This window comes from Actinoplanes sp. NPDC051343 (assembly GCF_044455125.1).
Lineage (GTDB): Bacteria > Actinomycetota > Actinomycetes > Mycobacteriales > Micromonosporaceae > Actinoplanes.
This window is the reverse complement of sequence record NZ_JBITEL010000013.1, coordinates 262055-280774: the sequence shown is the minus strand read 5'-3', so window position 1 is coordinate 280774 and position 18720 is coordinate 262055. Positions and strand designations below refer to the sequence as shown.

The 18720-nt window shown below is 70.7% G+C and carries 15 protein-coding genes; 6 read left to right on the top strand and 9 right to left on the bottom strand.

The window, feature by feature from the left end; genetic code table 11:
• The first annotated feature begins 5 nt into the window (after positions 1 to 5).
• Positions 6 to 1511, top strand: a complete 1506-nt coding sequence (locus ACIA5C_RS36785) for a diguanylate cyclase domain-containing protein (RefSeq protein WP_396063419.1) — start codon at positions 6 to 8, stop codon at positions 1509 to 1511.
• A complete protein-coding gene (locus ACIA5C_RS36780) occupies positions 1508 to 2839 on the top strand; it encodes a PQQ-binding-like beta-propeller repeat protein (RefSeq protein WP_396063417.1) in 1332 nt (443 codons plus the stop codon). Before ACIA5C_RS36785 ends, ACIA5C_RS36780 begins: the two co-directional genes overlap by 4 nt.
• On the opposite strand, the gene prfA is transcribed toward ACIA5C_RS36780, so the two are convergent.
• Positions 2823 to 3914: a peptide chain release factor 1 gene (gene prfA / locus ACIA5C_RS36775; RefSeq protein WP_396063415.1), complete on the bottom strand. Its 1092-nt coding sequence runs from the start codon at positions 3912 to 3914 to the stop codon at positions 2823 to 2825. The two genes, ACIA5C_RS36780 and prfA, sit on opposite strands and share 17 nt — an antisense overlap.
• 64 nt (positions 3915 to 3978) lie before the next feature.
• Positions 3979 to 4203, bottom strand: coding sequence for a 50S ribosomal protein L31 (gene rpmE, locus ACIA5C_RS36770; RefSeq protein ID WP_364096799.1), 225 nt, complete (start codon positions 4201 to 4203; stop codon positions 3979 to 3981).
• 213 nt (positions 4204 to 4416) lie between these two features.
• Between rpmE and ACIA5C_RS36765 the strand changes: the two genes are divergently transcribed.
• From ACIA5C_RS36765 to ACIA5C_RS36755, 3 genes are read left to right on the top strand one after another with little or no spacing between them, the layout of a single operon-like run.
• Positions 4417 to 5307 (top strand): AAA family ATPase, encoded by an 891-nt coding sequence (locus tag ACIA5C_RS36765; RefSeq protein ID WP_396063413.1) that lies wholly within the window; start codon positions 4417 to 4419, stop codon positions 5305 to 5307.
• The gene (locus ACIA5C_RS36760; RefSeq protein ID WP_396063411.1) at positions 5308 to 5925 is read left to right on the top strand and encodes an RNA ligase family protein; all 618 of its coding nucleotides are present in this window, start codon (positions 5308 to 5310) and stop codon (positions 5923 to 5925) included.
• 11 nt (positions 5926 to 5936) lie between these two features.
• Positions 5937 to 6656, top strand: a complete 720-nt coding sequence (locus ACIA5C_RS36755; protein ID WP_396063409.1) for a class I SAM-dependent methyltransferase — start codon at positions 5937 to 5939, stop codon at positions 6654 to 6656.
• Here the strand turns inward: ACIA5C_RS36755 and ACIA5C_RS36750 are convergent.
• The 5 genes from ACIA5C_RS36750 to ACIA5C_RS36730 form a co-directional block, all read right to left on the bottom strand.
• Positions 6645 to 7790, bottom strand: a complete 1146-nt coding sequence (locus ACIA5C_RS36750; RefSeq protein ID WP_396063407.1) for a nitric oxide synthase oxygenase — start codon at positions 7788 to 7790, stop codon at positions 6645 to 6647. The genes ACIA5C_RS36755 and ACIA5C_RS36750 overlap by 12 nt on opposite strands.
• Positions 7791 to 7917: 127 nt before the next feature.
• Positions 7918 to 10053, bottom strand: coding sequence for a transcription termination factor Rho (rho, locus tag ACIA5C_RS36745; RefSeq protein WP_396063405.1), 2136 nt, complete (start codon positions 10051 to 10053; stop codon positions 7918 to 7920).
• 357 nt (positions 10054 to 10410) lie between these two features.
• Complete coding sequence (gene thrB, locus ACIA5C_RS36740) at positions 10411 to 11322, bottom strand: homoserine kinase (RefSeq protein WP_396063403.1); 912 nt, start codon at positions 11320 to 11322, stop codon at positions 10411 to 10413.
• Between the two features lie 515 nt (positions 11323 to 11837).
• A complete protein-coding gene (locus tag ACIA5C_RS36735) occupies positions 11838 to 13211 on the bottom strand; it encodes an MFS transporter (protein WP_396063401.1) in 1374 nt (457 codons plus the stop codon).
• Positions 13212 to 13268: 57 nt separating this feature from the next.
• On the bottom strand, positions 13269 to 16547 hold the full coding sequence (locus ACIA5C_RS36730) for an efflux RND transporter permease subunit (protein ID WP_396063399.1): 3279 nt from the start codon (positions 16545 to 16547) through the stop codon (positions 13269 to 13271).
• A 117-nt stretch (positions 16548 to 16664) separates the two neighbouring features.
• Here ACIA5C_RS36730 and ACIA5C_RS36725 point away from each other — a divergent pair, with 117 nt between their 5' ends.
• The gene (locus ACIA5C_RS36725) at positions 16665 to 17240 is read left to right on the top strand and encodes a MarR family transcriptional regulator (protein WP_396063397.1); all 576 of its coding nucleotides are present in this window, start codon (positions 16665 to 16667) and stop codon (positions 17238 to 17240) included.
• Here ACIA5C_RS36725 and thrC read toward each other — a convergent pair.
• Both thrC and ACIA5C_RS36715 read right to left on the bottom strand, forming a co-directional pair.
• A complete protein-coding gene (gene thrC, locus ACIA5C_RS36720; RefSeq protein ID WP_396063395.1) occupies positions 17226 to 18275 on the bottom strand; it encodes a threonine synthase in 1050 nt (349 codons plus the stop codon). The two genes, ACIA5C_RS36725 and thrC, sit on opposite strands and share 15 nt — an antisense overlap.
• 76 nt (positions 18276 to 18351) lie before the next feature.
• On the bottom strand, positions 18352 to 18720 hold the full coding sequence (locus ACIA5C_RS36715; protein WP_396063393.1) for a VOC family protein: 369 nt from the start codon (positions 18718 to 18720) through the stop codon (positions 18352 to 18354).

The window sequence follows — 18720 nt, the reverse complement described above, 5'->3', positions numbered from 1 at the left end:
AGGCGTTGAGTTGGTTGGACCAGCTCGCGGAGCACGTCGAGGAGCTGCGGCAGGCCGGGCACCTGCAGCAAGACGGGCGTTCGGCCGAAGCCCTGCCGATCCTCGACGGGGTGCTCGCGGACGTCATCGACCCCACCACCCGGGCGTACGCGTTGGTCCAGCGCTTCGGGGCTCTGATCAACCTGGGCCGGGTCGCCGAGCTCTCCACCGCGATGTCGATCGCGTCCAATGCCGTCCGTGAGCTCCCCGATCCCTATCTGCGCGGCCAGATGCACGCGTTCGCCGCGCTCGGCGCCTATCTGCAGCGCAACCTCGACCGTGGTGTCACCCACCTCGTGCAGGCGTCCCGGGCGCTGGCCGCGGTGCCGGAGAGCGACTCGGAGACCGCCTGGGGCTGGCACGACCTCGCGATGGCCTACTCCTACCTGGGCTTTCACGGCCAGGCGCTGACCGCGATCGAGCAGGCCCGGCAGGTCGGGGCGGCGGTCGGTCTGTCGTCGGAGCTGTTCGCGGCCCCCGGCATCCGGCTGCGCAGCGCGGTCTGGCTCGACCACCAGGGCGACACCGACGGCTGCCTGCGGGTGCTGCGCGACATCGAGGCCGAGCTGATTCGCTACGTGGCCATCGGGGCCGACCGCATGCGGCCGAGCAGCCGCACGGCGTACGGCTATGCCCTGGCCCGCCGCGAGGCGCTGGGTGAGGAGACCGAGGCCGACGCGGCCGTCTGGCTGACCGGCGGGGGCGACAGCGTCCGCGCCCGCGACCTGCAGCACCTGGGCAACGTGTGCCGGGCGATCGCGGCCGGCAAGCCCGGCCGGGCGCTGTCGATGCTCGAGTCGGTGCCGGTCTCCCCGGAGGTGCTGGGTGCCGCCGAGCCGGCCCGATTACGCAGCATCTGTCACGCCGCGTCGGGCGATCACGCCGCCGCGCACGCCGCCGACCGCTACGCGTTCCGGTTGACCGCCCAGCGCATCGACCAGCTCCGGGACGGCTACCTCGACGGCGTGGCCGCCCGCCTGGACGCCCAGGAGACCCAGCGCGACGCCGACCGGTACGGCGACGAGACCCTCACCGACCCGCTCACCGGCCTGCCCAACCGCCGCCAGCTCGAGCGGTACGTCGGCGACATGCTCGACCGCGGCGAGCGGGCCGCGATCGGCGTCTGCGACCTGATCGGGTTCACCGCGGTCAACGCCCGGCACGGACGGCACTGCGGCGACCTGGTGCTGCAGCGCATCGCGGGCGTACTCAACCGGGTCATGCGCCGGGGCGACTTCGTGGCCCGGTTCGCCGGCGACGAGTTCGTGGTCCTGCTGCCCGGCGCCGGACCGGCCCAGGCCGCCGAGGTGTCGCGCCGCATCACCGCCGCCACGAACGCGGAAAACTGGCAGATCCTGGTTCCCGGCACGCCGATCGGGCTGGCCGCCGGCTGGTCCGAGATCGGCGTCAACGGCCGCACCCTGAGCGCCGCCCTGGCCGCCGCCGCAGCCAATCGCAGCCCCACGAGATGACCGTGATCGAGCTGGGTGAGCTCGCCCGGGACGGGGACACCCCGCCGCCGGCGACGCCCGTCCGGCTCGACCGGCGGATGATCCGCCAAGTCACGCTCGTCGTCGTCGCGGCACTCACGGTGCTCGGGGCGACCGGGTCGACGCCGTCGTTCCGGCACACCGTGCGGCCGCTGTGGAGCACCCACTACGGCGAGGGCGACTCGATGGCGATCGACGCCACCACCCTCTTCGCGGGCCAGCTGGAGGACGGGAGCGCCACGCTCTCGGCGTTCGACCTGGCGACCGGCCGGAAGCGGTGGACGGTGCCGGCCGGCGTCGACAGCGTCCCGCTGCGGCCGGTGGTCGACGGGGTGCTGGTCATGCCCGACACGGTCACCGACGCCCGCATCCCGCAGGACGACGGCACGTTCATGGTCCAGACGTTCACGAGCAGCACGATCGCGCGGGACACCCGCACCGGCCGGGCGCTGTGGACGCTTCCCGGCGACGCGATCGAGACCTATCCGGGTTCGGTGCTGCTCGGCGAGAGCAACCACAACGGCAGCCTGACCCGTCTGCGGATGATCGGCCTGCACGACGGCGTAACCCGCTGGAGCATGCCGGTGCGCGGCGTCGACGTCTGGGCCGTCGACGACCACGGCGGCAGGCCGGCCCACATCGTGCTCGGTGACGGGTCCGGGCTGCTGACCGTCCTCGACTACGCCGACGGTTCGGTCGTGCACACCGGCCGGGTGAGCGGACAGTGGCCGCGGATCGGGGGGGCCGGGGTCTACTCCAGCCTGCAGGTGATCGACAACCGGCTGGTGGTCTCCCGTGCCGACAACGAGAGCAACGAGTCCACGGTTTACCGGCTCGACAATTTCCAGGAGCTCTGGCACTCCGACGGCTTCGTGATCGACTGCGGTGCGGTGCTCTGCGCGATGGAGACGAGCGGCCTGATCGGGCGCGACCCGGTCACCGGGCGACCCCTCTGGAGCCGAGCCGACCTCAGCGGCATGTGGCCGCTGGCCAACGGCCGGTTCCTGGGCAACGGGTCGTCGTCGATCGGGCCCTATCAGCTGGTCGACTCGGCCACCGGCCGGGGCATCGGCGACGCGGTCCGGGGCGAGCCGACCTGGACCGGCGCTTCTCCGGTCGGCTCGGTGCTGCTGATCGGCATCGTGGCGAGCGACTACCGGCTGAGCTCGGTCATCCAGCTCGACCTCGACACCGGCCGGAGCTACCTGCTCGGCACGGTCAAAGAGGTCGAGCACTTCGGCTGCCAGAGCGCACCCGGCTATCTGATCTGTGCGCGCCGCGACGGCCTCGACGTCACTGCCGTCGGCTGAGCTCGGTCTCGCCGGACAGGCGGGCCTGCCGGTCGGCCTCGGCCAGCGCGTCGAGCACCGCGTCGAGTTCGCCGCCGAGCACGAGGTCGAGGTTGTACGCCGTGTAGCCGATGCGGTGGTCGGTGATCCGGTTCTGCGGGAAGTTGTAGGTGCGGATGCGCTCCGAGCGGTCGACCGTACGCACCTGGGCCTTGCGCGAGTCGGACGCCGCCGCGTCGGCCTCCTCCTGGGCGATGACCAGCAGCCGGGAGCGCAGGATGCGCAGCGCCGACTCCTTGTTCTGGAGCTGGCTCTTCTCGTTCTGGCAGCTGACGACCGTGCCGGTGGGCAGGTGCGTGATGCGCACCGCGGAGTCGGTGGTGTTGACCGACTGGCCGCCGGGCCCGCTCGACCGGAAGACGTCGACCCGCAGGTCGTTGGGGTCGATCTGCACGTCGACGTCCTCGGCCTCGGGCAGCACCAGCACGCCCGCCGCCGAGGTGTGGATGCGACCCTGGGACTCGGTCACCGGCACCCGCTGCACGCGGTGCACGCCGCCCTCCCACTTCATGCGGGACCAGACGCCGTGACCGCCCTGGGGCACGCCCTTGGTCTTGACCGCGATCGAGATGTCCTTGACCCCGCCCAGGTCCGACTCCTGCGAGTCGATCACCTCGACGACCCAGCCGTGCCGCTCGGCGTAGCGGGTGTACATGCGCAGCAGGTCGCCCGCGAACAGCGCCGACTCCTGGCCGCCCTCGCCCGCCTTGATCTCGACGATCACGTCTTTGGCGTCGCTCGGGTCGCGCGGGATCAGCATCTCGCCGAGCTTCTGCTCGAGCGGCGGCAGCGTGGCCGCGACCTCGTCGACCTCGGAGGCGAACCCGGGGTCCTCGGCGGCCAGTTCGCGGGCGGCGGCGAGGTCGGCCCGGGCCGCCTCGAGCTCGGCGTGGGCAGCATAGATCGGCGCCAGCTCGGCGAAGCGGCGCCCGACCCGGCGCACGAGGGCCTGGTCGGAGTGGATGGAGGGGTCCTCCATCCGCTTCTCCAGCTCCGAGTACTCCGCCAGAAGAGTGGTAAGCCGATCGTTACTCAAGGTGATCTCCCGATACGCGAACGGCGCCCGCCCCCAGTTTGCGGGGCGGGCGCCGTCGAGGCAGTTACTTCTTCTTGGCCGCGTTCACCTTCGCGTACTTGGCCTGGAACTTCGCGACCCGGCCGGCGGTGTCCAGAACCCGCTGCTTGCCGGTGTAGAACGGGTGGCAGGCGCTGCAGGTCTCGACGCGGATCTCGTCGCCCTTGGCGGTGCTCCGGGTGGTGAAGGTGCTGCCGCAGGAGCAGATGACCTCGGTCGAGGTGTACTCCGGGTGAATGCCGCTCTTCATGGTTTCTCGGTCCCTCTCAGTGATGTGGTCGCCGGGTCGCCGTCGACGCCGCGCCGCCCCGCCAGGGCGGTGGGCTCAGGCGTGAACCGGAACCTGGTGTCTGGCCGATGTACCAGTCTGCCATGTGACCGGCACCGACCGAAAATCGGTGGTGCATGGTCGTTAACGTGAGCTGCGCTCGCCGCATTCCCCACCTGCGTAAATCGGACTTCCATGACCAGACTGCTCATCACCCGCGGACTGCCCGCGTCGGGCAAGACCACCTTCGCCCGCAAGCTCCAGCCGCGGGTGCTCCGGGTCAACCGCGACGACCTGCGGCTGATGCTGCACGGGAGACGGCTGTTCACCGAGACGGCCGAGAACCAGGTCACCCACATCCAGCGCATGTCGGTGGAGGCGCTGCTGGCGCGGCGCGCCGACGTCATCGTCGACGACACCAACCTGCGGGGCTCGACCGTCCGGGAATGGGCGGTGCTCGCCGCGCGCTTTCGCGCAAGCTTCGAGGTGCACGACTTCACCGAGGTGCCGCTGGAGGAATGCCTGCGCCGCGATGCGGCACGGCCTTCTGACGTACGCGTCGGGGAGCGCAACATCCGTCGCATGCACGACCGGTACATCGCCGGGCGCAACCTGCCCCTGCCGGTGCCGTACGTCGACGCCGACTCGGTGCGGTACGAACCCGATCCCGAGTTGCCGCCGGCGGTGCTGGTCGACATCGACGGCACGGTCGCGCTGATGGGCGACCGCAGCCCGTACGCCTGGGACCAGGTCGGCTCCGACTCCCCCAACCCGGCCGTGATCGACGCGGTCCGGGCGATGCACGCGGCCGGCAACGCGATCGTCTTCTGCACCGGCCGCGACGACGAGGCGCGCGCCGAGACCGAGGCCTGGCTGGACCTTTTCGTGGGCGTGCCGTACGAAGGACTCTTCATGCGGCCACCCGGCGACAACCGCAAGGACGCGATCGTCAAACGGGAGCTCTTCGAGACCGGGATCCGCGAGCGCTGGCGGGTCGTCGGCGTTTTCGACGACCGCCGTCAGGTGGTACGCATGTGGCGTGAGCTCGGTCTGACCGTCTTCCAGGTCGCGGAGGGGGACTTCTAGGTGAAGTATCCGCGGACTTACCATCTGCCCGGCTCGCCGGGTGCGACGAAGGACGACCGCATCCAGGACGACCTGTCGTGGTTGGACGGTGAGCTGGTGGTGACCGAGAAACTCGACGGCGGCAACCTCACCTTCACCCGCGACGAGATGTACGCCCGCTCCCTCGACTCCGGCACCCACCCGTGGGACCGGCCGGCCAAGGCGCTCTGGGCGATGACCGCGCACCGGATCCCCGACGACTGGCGGGTGTGCGGCGAGTCGATGTGGGCGCGGCGCTCCATCGCCTACCACGACCTCCCCGGCGTCTTCATCGTCTTCGGCATCTGGGACGAGACCGACACGCTGCTCGGCTGGGACGACACGGTCGACTGGGCGCAGCGGCTGGAGTTGCCGGTGGTCCCGGTGCTCTATCGCGGTGGCAGCATCTCCGAGGCGCGCGCCGCCTGGTCCGGCCAGCGCGATCCCGAGGTGTCGGAGGGCTACGTCCTGCGGTCGACCGGTCGCATCCCGGCCGCCGAGTTCTCCCACAGGGTGCTCAAATGGGTGCGCGCGGGGCACGTACGCACCGAGGCGTCCTGGCGCCACCGCGACGATTTCGCCGTCAACGAGTTCGCGTGAAGGATGTCGTCATGGTCCGTCCCCGATATGGCTTCGACGCTCCGCCGTTCCTCATTGGACTGACCGTCGCCTCGCTCCTGATGCTGGCCGGCGGCATCATCGGCTTCGCGCTGGGCGGCTGGGTGGTCGGCCTGTGGCCGCTGTTCTTCGCCGCCTACTTCGCGGCCGCCGCCGCGCTCTACCTGCACGCCACCCGGTGGGGAAAGTTCGCGGTGTGGGCCGAGATCCTCGACGGGCTGGCCCTGCGCGGCGACGAGCGCGTCCTCGACCTGGGCTGCGGCCGCGGCGCGGTGCTGATCGCGGTCGCGCAGCGCCTCACCACCGGCACCGCGAGCGGCGCCGATCTGTGGCGCTCGGCCGACCAGTCGGGCAACGCCGAGAAGGTCACCCGGGCCAACGCGGAGGCCGCCGGCGTCTCCGACCGGGTCTCCCTCGACACCGCCGACATGACCGCGCTCCCGTACCCCGACGAGTCCTTCGATCTGGTCGTCAGCAGCCTCGCCATTCACAACATCCAGCCGGCGGCCGGCCGCCTGCGCGCCCTCGACGAGGCGCTGCGCGTGCTGCGGCCGGGCGGCCGGCTGGTCATCGCCGACATCAACGCGGCGCCGGCCTACCGCACCCATCTGGCCGAGCGCGGCCTGTCGCCGACGCTGCGGCCGCTGGGCTGGCGCATGTGGTACGGCGGCCCCTGGGTCGCGGCGACGCTGGTGACGGCCTCAAAGCCCTGACGCCGCCGCAGCCGCCTCGTCGTCGAGGTAGAACGCCGGCCGCAGGTCCATCTCCTCGTAGTAGCGGTGAAACAGCGGGCTGAGCCCACCCGAGATCGGCGGGACGATCCACGTCCAGTCGGCCGGCACCGGCCGCTCGGCCCTGGCCTCGCTGCGCATGTGGGCCAGGAACCGCTGCGACTCGGTGTGGTGGTCGCTGATCCTCACCCCGGCCTGCTCGTACGAGTGGAGCACCGCCCGGTTGAGTTCGACCAGCGCCCGGTCGCGCCACAGCGTCGACTCCCGGCTGGTGTCCAGTCCCATGCGGGCGGCGATCGTCGGCAGCATGTCGTACCGGTCGGCGTCGGCCAGGTTGCGGGCGCCGATCTCGGAACCCATGTACCAGCCGTTGAACGGCGCGAGCGGGTAGTGCACGCCGCCGATGGTCAGCCGCATGTTGCTGATCGCCGGTACGGCGTGCCACCGCAGCCCCAACTCGGTGAACCAGCCGTACTCGGGGTGCGTGATCGGCACCTCGCGGATCGCCCGCTCCGGCAGTTCGTAGAGCCGCAGGCCCTCCTCCGGCGTCTCGATGACCAGCGGGAGCACGTCGAACTGCTCACCCTTGCCGTGCCACCCGAGGCCCTGCACGGTCTCGGTGAAGCCGGCCTGCCGCGGATCGCCGACCGGGCAGCCGTTCTCGCCGCGATAACCGGCGTACCGGATGAGTTGCTCGTTCCGGACCCGGGCGAACGGCTGCCCGGGATGCGCCGGCGCGAAGATGCTGATCACCGGCCGGATCGGCCCGTCGCCGGCCGTCCGCAGGTGATGCACCAGCAGCGAGAAGATCTCGTCGGCGGTGCGGGCCCGGCGCCGGTCGAGCACGAGCAGGCTCTTCCAGTAGAGCCGCCCGATGCACCGGCTCGCGTTGCGCCAGGCCATCTTCGCGCCGTGGGCCAGTTCGTCGGTCGTGTGCACGTAGGTGCCGGTGGCCGCGATCTGCGCGCGCACGATGGCCAGTCGCGGCTCGACCGGCCCGAGCCGCGGATTTTCGGCGTAGCTGCGGCGGAGGAACTCCTCGGCCTCGGCCGGATCGGCCGGCGCGGCCCGATCCCACGGTTCGGATGGATGGTCACGGTAGCCCGGCACGTTCATCGAGAGCCCTCCCCAAGCGCGATGCTGACGAGGTTGGCACGAAGAAGTGCGACTTATCACACATTGAGTGCGACAAAAAGACGCGGCCTCAACCTTTCGGTGAGGCCGCGTCTGCCGTACGCGATGACTACTCGCCGGGCGTCGACTTCGCGATCTGCATCAGGAACTCGACGTTGGTGCGGGACTGCTTGAGCCGGTCGAGCAGCAGGTCGAGAGCGGCCTGCGAGTCGAGCGAGTGCAGCACCTTCCGCAGCTTGTGGACGATCGCCAGCTCCTCCTTGCCGAGCAGGATCTCCTCCTTACGCGTGCTGGAGGCGGGCACGTCCACGGCCGGGAACGTCCGCTTGTCGGCAATCTTGCGGTCGAGCTTGAGCTCGGCGTTACCCGTGCCCTTGAACTCCTCGAAGATCACCGTGTCCATCATCGAACCGGTCTCGACCAGCGCGGTCGCGAGAATGGTGAGCGAGCCACCGTTCTCGATGTTGCGCGCCGCGCCCAGGAACCGCTTGGGCGGGTAGAGCGCGGTCGAATCGATACCACCCGACATGATGCGGCCGGAGGCCGGCGCCGCCAGGTTGTAGGACCGGCCGAGCCGGGTCACCGAGTCGAGCAGCACGACCACGTCGTGGCCCAGCTCGACCAGCCGCTTGGCCCGCTCGATGGCGAGCTCGGCGACCGTGGTGTGGTCCTGCGGCGGCCGGTCGAACGTGGCCGCGACGACCTCGCCCTTGACCGTGCGCTGCATGTCGGTGACCTCTTCGGGCCGCTCGTCGACCAGCACGACCATCAGGTGGCACTCGGGATTGTTGTGGGTGATCGCGTTGGCGATCGCCTGCAACACCATCGTCTTACCGGCCTTGGGCGGCGACACGATCAGCGCGCGCTGCCCCTTGCCGATCGGCATGACGAGGTCGATGACCCGGGTGGTCAGGATGTGCGGCTCGGTCTCCAGCCGCAGGCGCTCCTGCGGATAGAGCGGCGTGAGCTTGTAGAACTCGGGACGCCGGCGGGCCTCCTCGGGCTCCATCCCGTTGATCGTGTCGAGCCGGACCAGCGGGTTGTACTTGTCGCGGCGCTGGTCGCCGCCGCTCTCGCGGGGAGTGGCCCGCACGGCGCCGGTGACCGCGTCGCCGCGGCGCAGCCCGTGCTTCTTGACCTGCGACATCGACACATAGACGTCGTTCGGCCCGGACAGGTAGCCGGTGGTGCGGACGAACGCGTAGTTGTCGAGCACGTCGAGGATGCCGGCCACCGGCACCAGGACGTCGTCCTCGCTGACGTGCGGCTCGCGACCGCCGTCGCGGCTGTCACGCTGTCCGCCGTCGTTGCCGTCGCGCTCGCCCCGGCCGCGGCGCCGGTCGCGGAACCGGCTGCGCCGGCTGCGGCGGCTGCCGTCGCCGTCGTTGTCGTCATCGTCGTGACCTTGGTCACTGTTACGCGGACCACGGTCGTCGCGCGGGGGCCGGTCGTCACGCGGGGGCCGGTCGTCGCGCGGGGGCCGATCGTCACGCGGGGGCCGGTCGTCACGCGGGCGGTCGTCACGCGGCCGATCCTCGCGCGGACGGTCGTCACGCTGGTTGTTCTGCCCGTCACGGCGACGGCTGTCGCGGTCACCGCGGTCGCGGTTGCGGTCGCCCCGCTCGCGCTCGGGCCGCTCGGTGCGCTGCTCGGTGCCCTCGGCCGGAGCGGTCGTGGTCTGGGCCGTCACACTCGGAGCCGTCCCGTTCTGGGCCGTCCCGTTCTGGGCCGTCCCGGTCTGGGCCGTCCCGTTCTGGGCGGGCGCAGCAGTCTGGGCCGCATCCACCACGGGGGCCGACTCGCGCGGGGCGTTGTTGCGCTCCCGGTTACGCCGGCTGCCGCCCTCGGCGACCGGAGCCGCCTCCGGCTGCACGGCAGCGGACTGCGGCGCCTCGACAGGGGCGGTGACCGGGGACGTTACGACCGGGGCCGACACGACCGGAGCGGCCGCCACCACGGGCTCGGCCGACCGGGCGGTGTCCCGGACCCGGGGACGGGGCGCGGACTCGGCGGCGGAAGAACCCTGGCCGCCGCTCTGGCGCTCCGTGATGGCGGTGATCAACTCGCCCTTACGCATCCGGGCGGTGCCGGAGATGCCGAGCGAAGCGGCAAGGCTCTGCAGCTCCGGCAGCAGCATCGCGGACAGCCCGGTGCCGCCTCGGCGGCGCTTCGTGGCAGTCGCGGTGGTGCCGGCGCCGTCAGCGACGTCAGAAACACCCGACGTCACGTCGGTGGTGTCGCTCAATGGATTCCTTCCGTCGGAAAAAGCCCGGGAGCCCCCGGTTTCTGCAGCCTGGTGGCCCGGGTGCCCTCGGAACCCGCCTCCGCCCAGCGGCGGCGGGAGTTTATGCAGCACGGCAGCTCGACGGTTGTCCTGTCCGTCAGACATTGACGGGTAGGTCTCGGCGAGTGCAGCAATCTTGAGAGTCCTGCTGCGCGGCGTGTGCCTTGATGAGATTGAGACGGCTCAAAGGAGCCTGTGAAGTCTCAGGGGGTGCGCGCCGAACCGCAGGGATCGCTCGCTTCGCGGCTGTGCTAGGTCTTGAGCGTAGTCAACTAATGCGACTAGTCAACTCATACGACCTGCGGCAACAGGATCCCGCTAGGCGAGTTCCACCATACTCCCTTTGACAAGAGCTCCGGTGGCATCCACGCCCAACGTCTCGGCGCGCCACTCTGTTCCCGGATGGAAATCGGCCGGCACCTCGGACAACGCCAGCACCGACGGCCCGGCACCGCTCACCACGGCCGCCACACCGACCGAGCGCAGGCCTGCTACCAGCGAGGCCGTCCCGGGCATCGCCTCGGCCCGATAGCCCTGGTGCAGACGGTCCTCGGTCGCCGCGAAGAGCAACCCCGGATCTTCGGTCAGGGCGTGCGTGAGCAGGGCCGCGCGACCGGCGTTGAAGGCGGCGTCGGCGTGCGGAACGTTCGACGGCAGAGCAGCCCGCGCCGAGGCGGTATATCCGAGTTCGGTCGGCACGAAGACCGTCGGGCGTACGCCGTCCGCCACCCTCAAACGCACGGCCCGCGCCCCCGGACCCTCGGCCCAGGCGATCGTGAACCCGCCGAGCAGACAGGGAGCGACGTTGTCGGGGTGGCCCTCGAGGCGGGCCGCCAGGCGCAGCGCGTCGTCGTCGTCGAGCCGGCCCAGGCCGCCCGCGACCAGGCCCCGGGCCAGCTGGATGCCGCCGACGATCGCCGCCGACGAGGAGCCCAGGCCACGCGCCTGCGGGATGCGGTTGTGGCACTCGACGACGACGCCGGGCGGCCGCTCGCCGAGCGCGTCGAACGCGGCCAGCATCGCGCGGACGACCAGATGATCCTCGTTTTCGGAAAGCTCACCGGCGCCCTCGCCGCGCACGCTCACCCGGAACGAGTCACCGGTGACGGTCGCGGTGAGGTCGTCGTGCAGGGTGAGCGCGAGGCCCAGGGCGTCGAAGCCGGGACCGAGGTTGGCGCTGGTGGCCGGCGTGCTCACGGACACCGGTTCGGTGACGAAGGTCAGGCCCATCGCCACATGTTAGGTCTAGATCATCTCAACGTGACGCCCTCCGGGTGGACACCGAAATGTCGTACCGCCCGGCTACGGTCGGCCGCGTGGGTCCCCTGATTACGCTGTTCAGCAACCTGGTGCTGTCGTTGCCGACGCTCGCGGTGCTGGTCGTCGGGCTGGTCCTGGTCTCGGGCCGGGGCCGGTTGCCGGCCCGCAGCGCCGTGCTCGCCCGCAGCGGCCTGCTGCTGATGGTGCTCCGTGAGGTGCTGTCACTGACCTGGTCGGTGCTGTTCCCGCACCTCCTGCTCCGGCGTGGCTACGGCGACGGCACGCTGAACATCCGCACGATCGGCTATCTCAACGCGGGCATCAGCTTCGCCCTCGGCGCCGTCTTCGCGGTCGGCCTCGCGCTGCTCATCGCCGGCCTGGTCACCGGCCGGCGTACGCCCGACCGGCCGGCCCACGACCACCCGGCGCCCAACGCTGCGCCCTACCCGGCGCCCGACGCTGCGCCCTACGGCGCGCCCGACCCCTCAGGAGTTTTCCCGGCCGTCCCGGTCCAGTCCGCCGACGTCCGCCCCTCGGGTGTCTTCCCGGCCGTCGCCGTCCAGCCCGCCGGCCTCCACCCCGGTGGCGTCGCCGCCGGGGAGACCGGCCGGATCATCCCCGACGCTCAAGACCCGTGGAGCGGCGACCACCGGGCTCAGTGAGAGCTTGCGGGTGGCCAGCCGCCAGACGACGGCGTAGGTGAGGGTGATCAGGCCGCACCCGCCCAGGATCGCGCGCTGGTCCACGTGGTCGACGACCGCCGTCGCCCCCAGCTGGCTCACGGCGATGGCGAGCGTCGCCAGCATCATGTCGACCGCGAAGACCCGGCCCCGCAGCCGGTCGGGCACCTCGCCCTGCAGGGCATAGTTGGAGAGCGTCCAGTTGGCGCCGCCCGCGAAGTGCGCCACGAAGACCAGCACGAGCACGACGGCGAACCAGGGGCTGAGCGCGACCCCGAGATAACCCACGCCGTAGAGCGCCATCGACAGGGCCAGGCTCAACATCAGCCAGGAGCGGTGGCGGAGCACCGGACGCAGGACGAACGGGCCGACCAGCGCGCCCGCCCCGCGTACGGCGAACAGCAGGCCGGCGCCGAGCACACCGGCCCCGTGGGCCGCCGCGATCAGCGGGAAGACCGTGAGCACACCGTTGCCGAGCCCGGCCGCCGACTTGACCGTGACCAGCGCACCGACCCGGGGCCGGGCGATGATGTAGCGCACCGCCTCGGCCAGCGCGTGCAGGGTCGCCGGTGCGGCCGCACCGGGCGCGCGCGGCGCCTGCAGCGGCCTGCGGATCAGGGCGGTCAGCAGGGCACCGGTGAGCAGGCACACCGCGGTGACGCCGAAACACGCGTACGGTCCGAAGGCGCTGCCCAGCACGCCGCCCAGCGACGCCCCGACGATCGTCATCGTGCCCCACGACGACCCGGCGACCGCGTTCGCCGCGGCCAGGTCCTCGGGCTCGACGACGTTGGGCAGGGCGGCCGACGCGGCCGGGCTGTAGAACGCCTTCGCAACCGCCATCGCGGCGACCGCGACCAGGGCGAGCGGCGCTGTCGCGGCCGAGCGGACGAGAAACAGCAGGAGCACCCCGGCGAACTCGGCCAGGTTGGCGACGATCAGGATGCGGCGCCGGTCGATCCGATCGGCGATGGTGCCGGTGAACGGGAGCAGCAAGGCGTTGGTGCCGGTGTCGACGGCCAGCACCAGCCCGCCCCAGACGCCGCTGCCGGTGAGCTGGGGCAGGAGGCTGAGCAGCGGCACCATGACGAACCAGTCAGCGCCGAAAACCACCAGTTCGGCCCCGAAGAGACGGCGGAAGTCACGGTTGCCGGTAACGACCGTAAGCGCTGATGCCACGTACCGAACAATACTGGCCGGACCGGCATCGCCGGTCCGGCCAGATCGATGGTGAGGTCAGGCGTTCGGCTTCCGATTCACTTTGAGCACCTCGAACTGATCGGTGTAGCCGCGTAGCGCGCCACTGGGCTGCGTGCTCTCCTGCGCCTCGTGGGCGCCACCGCTCGACGCGGGCACCGGCTCGCCCACCGCGGGCCCGTCGTTCTCCGCGGGCTCGTCTCCCTGGGGTCCGGCCGCGTGCTTCGGCAGTTCGGCCTCGCCGCCGCCCTTACGCGCCCGCTTGGCGGCCCGCTTGGCCCGCGACTTCTCCTTGCGGTTCTCGACCATCGTGTAGAGCGTCGGCACCAGCACCAGGGTCAGCAGTGTCGAACTGACCAGACCACCGATGACCACAATGGCCAGTGGCTGGGAGATGAAGCCGCCCTCGCCGGTGAGCCCGAGCGCCATCGGCAGCAGCGCGAAGACGGTCGCGATCGCGGTCATCAGGATCGGCCGCAGACGATGCCGGCCACCCTCGATCACCGCCTCCTGCACGCCCATGCCCTGCAGCCGGTAATGGTTGATCAGGTCCATCAGCACGATGGCGTTCGTGACCACGATGCCGACCAGCATCAGCACGCCGATCAGGGACGGGACGCCGAGCGGCGTGCCGGTGATCAGCAGCAGCGCGATCGCGCCGGTCGCCGCGAACGGGATCGAGACCAGCAGGATCACCGGCTGGATCAGGCTGCGGAACGTCGCCACCATGATGATGAAGACGATCGCGATCGCCGCCAGGACGGCGAGACCCAGCTGCTTGAACGCGTCGGCCTGGTCGGCACTCACGCCGCCGAGCGAGTACGACGCGCCGGCCGGCAGGGTCAGCGCGGTCAGCTTCTTCTTCAGGTCGGCGGTCGGCTTGCCGAGGTCCGAGCCGGTGACCGTGCCGTTGACCGTCGCGGTGCGGTTGCCGTCGACCCGGGTGACCTGTTCCGGGCCGTCGACCTGCTTGATGTCGGCGACCGCGTCGAGCCGCACCACGCCGCGCGGGGTGGTGATCGGCAGGGCCTTGAGCGCGTTCGGGTCGGCCGGGGCCGTGCCGAACGAGATGACCACGTCCTGAGTGGCACCGCCGACCGTGATCTGGCCGGCCGGCGCGGACCGGAAGGCGCCCGCCACACTCTGCCCGATCGACGCCTCGGTCAGCCCGTAGCCGGCGGCGACATCGCGCTTGACCTGCACGTCGAGCCGGGGAACGCTGGCCGCCAGGGTGGTGTCGACGTCGCTGACACCGGTGACCCCGGTCATCGCCTGGCGCACCTGATCGGTGGCCGTGGCGAGCACGGCCGGGTCGGCCGCCTGCACGTCGACCGAAAGCTTGCTGCCGCCGAGCCCGGAGTTGTCGTCGCCGAGCTTGACCTCGCCGACCCCGGTCATCGAGTCGAACTTGGTGCGCAGCTCGTCGCCGACCTTGGCCGCGTCGGCGCCCTCGTCGAGGGCGACCGAGAAGCTGGCCGTGCTCGCGCCGCTCGACCCGGCGAACGGGTTGAAGTCGCCGTTGCCGACCGTGACCTGGTAGGTCTTCACGTCGGACCGGCCCGCCAGCACCGCCTCGACCTGCTTGGCCGCGTCGTTGGTGGTGGCCAGGCTGGTGCCGACCGGAAGCGTCTGCGTGATCGACAGCGTGTCCTGGCCCGACTGGTCGAGGAAGTTGGTCTTCAGCTTGCTGGCCAGGCCCAGGGTGCCGACGAGCACGAAGACACCGATCAGCAGCGTGGACACGCGGCGACGGGTGGCGAACCGGATGACCGGAAGGTAGGCCCGCTGAAGCGGGCTGCGCCGCTCCTTCGCGTCCGCGGCCTGGCGGACCGCCTCGGTGTCGGCCCCGGCGGGCGGTGGCTTGAGGAACCAGTAGGCCAGCACCGGCACCACGGTCAGGGCCACGAACAGCGAGGCCAGCAGGGCGACCGTGACGGTGATGGCGAAGGACGCGAAGATCTGCCCGACCAGACCGCCGACCAGGGCGATCGGGGCGAAGACGGCGACCGTGGTCAGCGTCGAGGCGGTCACCGCACCGGCCACTTCGCGTACGGCCGTGGTGATCGCGTGGACCTTCGGCTCGCCGTACTCCAAATGTCGTTTGATGTTTTCCAGAACGACGATCGAGTCGTCGACCACGCGGCCGACCGCGATGGTCAGGGCCCCGAGGGTGAGGAGGTTGAGCGTGTAGTCGCCGGTCCACAGGGCGATCAGCGCGATGAGCACCGACAGCGGGATGGACACGGCCGTGACCAGGGTCGACCGGATCGACAGCAGGAAGATCAGGATCACGACCACGGCCATCACGAGACCGAGCAGGCCCTCGGTGGTCAGGCTCTTGATCGAGCGCTGCACGAACGGCGCCTGGTCGACGATGACGGTCAGCTTGGCGCCCGAGTCCTTCTGGAGCTTGTCGAGCTGGTCCCGCACCGCCACCGAGATCTGCACCGGGTTGCCGTCCGGCTTGGCGGTGACCGCGATGCCGAGGCTGTCGACGCCGTCGGTACGCGTGAACGACGTCGCGGTGGGCAGTTTGCTCTCCACCGCGGCGACGTCGCCGAGCTTGACCGGGCCGTGCGAGCCGGTCAGATAGACGCCCTTGAGCTGGTCGACCGAGGTGATCGGGGTGCCGATCTGCACGTTGAGCGACTGCTGGCCGTCGGTGACCGCACCGGCCGGGATGGAGACGCCGTTGGCCTGAAGGACCGTGGTCAGCGACTTGGGGTCGACCCCGTCGGCACCCATCCTGGCCAGGTCGGGAGTGATCATCACCTGCGCCTTACGCGCGCCGGTGACCTGCGTGTCCCGCACGCCGGCGATCCCGTTGAGCTCCGGGACGACGGTCTGGTTGACGCGGTTGAGCAGGTCGGTCTCGTCGCTGCCGCCCGAGGCGGCGAGGACGATGGCCGGGATGTCGTCGGTGCTGCCGGCGAAGATCGTCGGCGTGACCTTGTCGGGCAGCGTGGACTGGATCCGGTTGATCGACGTGGTCAGCTGGTTGACGGCCTGATCGATGTCGGTGCCGTAGGTGAAGGCGACGGTGACGGTGGCCGAGCCCTCCTTGGTGGTGGAGGTGACCGTGTCGATGCCGTCGGTCCCCTTGACCGCGTCCTCGATCGGTTTGGTGATCTGGTCTTCGATGATCTCCGGGCTGGCGCCCGGCAGCGACGCGCCGATGAACGCCGCCGGCAGCTCGATCGACGGGAACAGCTGCTGCTTGAGTGACGGGATCGCGACTGCGCCGAAGCCCACGATCACGACGGCGATCAGGGCAACGAGACCTCGGTTGGCGAGACTGAGCCGGGTCAGAAAGGACATGGGCGCTCCCCCGGTAAAGGTTCGTCCTGTGCTAATAGTTTGCCTGACACGAACAAATGGTTTTCCGCGGGGTCGCTGGTACGGTCCGATCAGCGCGGGGCAGAAGAGAGGCTTGCGGTGGCCGAGAACGAGCAGCTCATCGCCGACATTATGGTGGTGCAGCAGCAGCTCCGGAGCCTGTTTGCGGCCGACCGGTCCGATCCGCTGTTCAGCTCACACCTCACCCTTTCGCAGCTCAAAATTCTCATGCTGCTCTCCCGCCACGGCACCCTGTCCGGCGGCGAGCTCGCCCGCATGCTGGGAGTCGGGCTGGCCACCTCGAGCGGCATGATCGACCGGCTCGTGGTGCAGGATCTGGTGACGCGCAGCGAGGACCTGCAGGACCGGCGGGTGCGCCGGATCGGCCTCACCAGGGCGGGCTCCAGACTCATCGCGAGCATCGTCGACGCCGGGCAGGAAAAGATGCGTGCGCTACTCAGCCGGCTCTCAGCCGAGGAACTCGAGATCGTCTCGCAGGCGACGGCCCTTTTGGTAAGGGCCGCCCAGCAGGAATCCAGCGCGGGCCCGGCCAATCCCGGCCCGGCCAATCCCGGCCCGGCTGAGCCCCGCCCGGCTGAGCCCCGCCCGGCTGAGGCCAGTTCGCGCGAGCTGGGGCCGGCTCCGCGCAGGCCGGTCGGGTCAGGCGAGGCCTAGCTCGCGGGCCGCGATCAGCACGTCGTTCCTGATCGTGGTCGGCGAGGGCGCGGTCGAGATCGCCCACTCCGGGTCCTTGAGCCCGTGCCCGGTGACCGTGCAGACCACCGTCGAACCGGCCGGCACCCGGCCCGCCGCCGCCTGCTGGAGCAGACCGGCCACGCTGGCCGCGCTGGCCAGTTCGACGAAGACGCCGACCTCGCGGGCGAGCAGCCGATAGGCGGTGAGGATCTCGCGGTCGGTGACCGCCTCGATCAGGCCGCCCGACGAGTCCCGGGCGTCGAGCGCCTTGGTCCAGCTGGCCGGGTTGCCGATGCGGATCGCGGTGGCGATCGTGGACGGCTCCTCGACCACCTTGCCGTTCACGATCGGGGCGGCGCCGGAGGCCTGGAAGCCGTACATCTTCGGGAGGCGGGTGCTGTTGCCGGCCTCGTTGTCCTCCTGGTAGCCCATCCAGTAGGCGGAGATGTTGCCGGCGTTGCCGACCGGCAGGCAGTGGATGTCGGGGGCGTCACCGAGCGCCTCGACGATCTCGAACGAGGCCGTCTTCTGCCCGTGCAGCCGGAAGATGTTGACCGAGTTGACCAGCGACACCGGGAAGTCCTGGGAAAGCTTCGAGGCGAGCGCCAGGCAGTCGTCGAAGTTGCCGCTGACCTGCAGCAGCTTGGCCCCGTGGACGAGCGCCTGCGCCAGCTTGCCCAGCGCGATCTTGCCCTGCGGCACGAGCACGGCGCAGGTCAGGCCGGCCCGGGCGGCGTACGCCGCGGCCGACGCGCTGGTGTTGCCGGTGGAGGCGCAGATGATCGCCTTGGAGCCGTCCTCGACCGCTTTGGAGACCGCCATGGTCATGCCGCGGTCCTTGAACGAGCCGGTCGGGTTGGCCCCCTCGACCTTGAGGTAGACGTCGGCGCCGACGCGCTGCGACAACACCGGCGCCGGCACGAGCGGCGTATTGCCCTCGTGCAGGGTGACCACCGGGGTGGCCTCGGTGACCGGCAGACGATCCCGGTACGCCTCGATCAGTCCCCGCCACATGGCCGTCTCCTTCTTCAAGCTGGGCGAACTCGTCCCAGGGTGCCGCACGCCTGCCGAATCTTGGGACGAGTGTCCATTACTCGGGACGGTGGCACACCGCTTCGAGGTTGTTTCCATCCGGATCCCGTACGAATGCACCGTAGTAATGCTCGTGGTACTCGTCGTGGACCCGCGGCTCGTGCAGCACCTCGGCCCCGTGGGCGACCGCCGCGGCGAAGAACGCGTCCACACTGGCCCGGTCGGCCGCCGCGAAGGCGATGTGCGACTCGCGGAAGCCGTCACCTTCGGTCAGCGCGCTGATCCAGAAATCGGCGCGCTCGCTGCCGTACCCGATCGCGACCTGCAAATCCATCTGCCGGGTCACCCCGAGCGGGGCCAGCGCGGCGTCGTAGAACGCGGCGCTGGCGGCCAGGTCACCACACTGGAAACCCACGTGGTCGAGCAC

What these genes read in the sequence shown, in the direction of transcription:
- ACIA5C_RS36780 (WP_396063417.1), top strand. Translation starts at nt 1,508, where the DNA reads ATGACCGTGATCGAGCTGGGTGAGCTCGCCCGGGACGGGGACACCCCG.
- rpmE (WP_364096799.1), bottom strand. Translation starts at nt 4,203, where the DNA reads ATGAAGAGCGGCATTCACCCGGAGTACACCTCGACCGAGGTCATCTGC.
- ACIA5C_RS36765 (WP_396063413.1), top strand. Translation starts at nt 4,417, where the DNA reads ATGACCAGACTGCTCATCACCCGCGGACTGCCCGCGTCGGGCAAGACC.
- ACIA5C_RS36755 (WP_396063409.1), top strand. Translation starts at nt 5,937, where the DNA reads ATGGTCCGTCCCCGATATGGCTTCGACGCTCCGCCGTTCCTCATTGGA.
- ACIA5C_RS36750 (WP_396063407.1), bottom strand. Translation starts at nt 7,790, where the DNA reads ATGAACGTGCCGGGCTACCGTGACCATCCATCCGAACCGTGGGATCGG.
- thrB (WP_396063403.1), bottom strand. Translation starts at nt 11,322, where the DNA reads ATGGGCCTGACCTTCGTCACCGAACCGGTGTCCGTGAGCACGCCGGCC.
- ACIA5C_RS36730 (WP_396063399.1), bottom strand. Translation starts at nt 16,547, where the DNA reads ATGTCCTTTCTGACCCGGCTCAGTCTCGCCAACCGAGGTCTCGTTGCC.
- thrC (WP_396063395.1), bottom strand. Translation starts at nt 18,275, where the DNA reads ATGTGGCGGGGACTGATCGAGGCGTACCGGGATCGTCTGCCGGTCACC.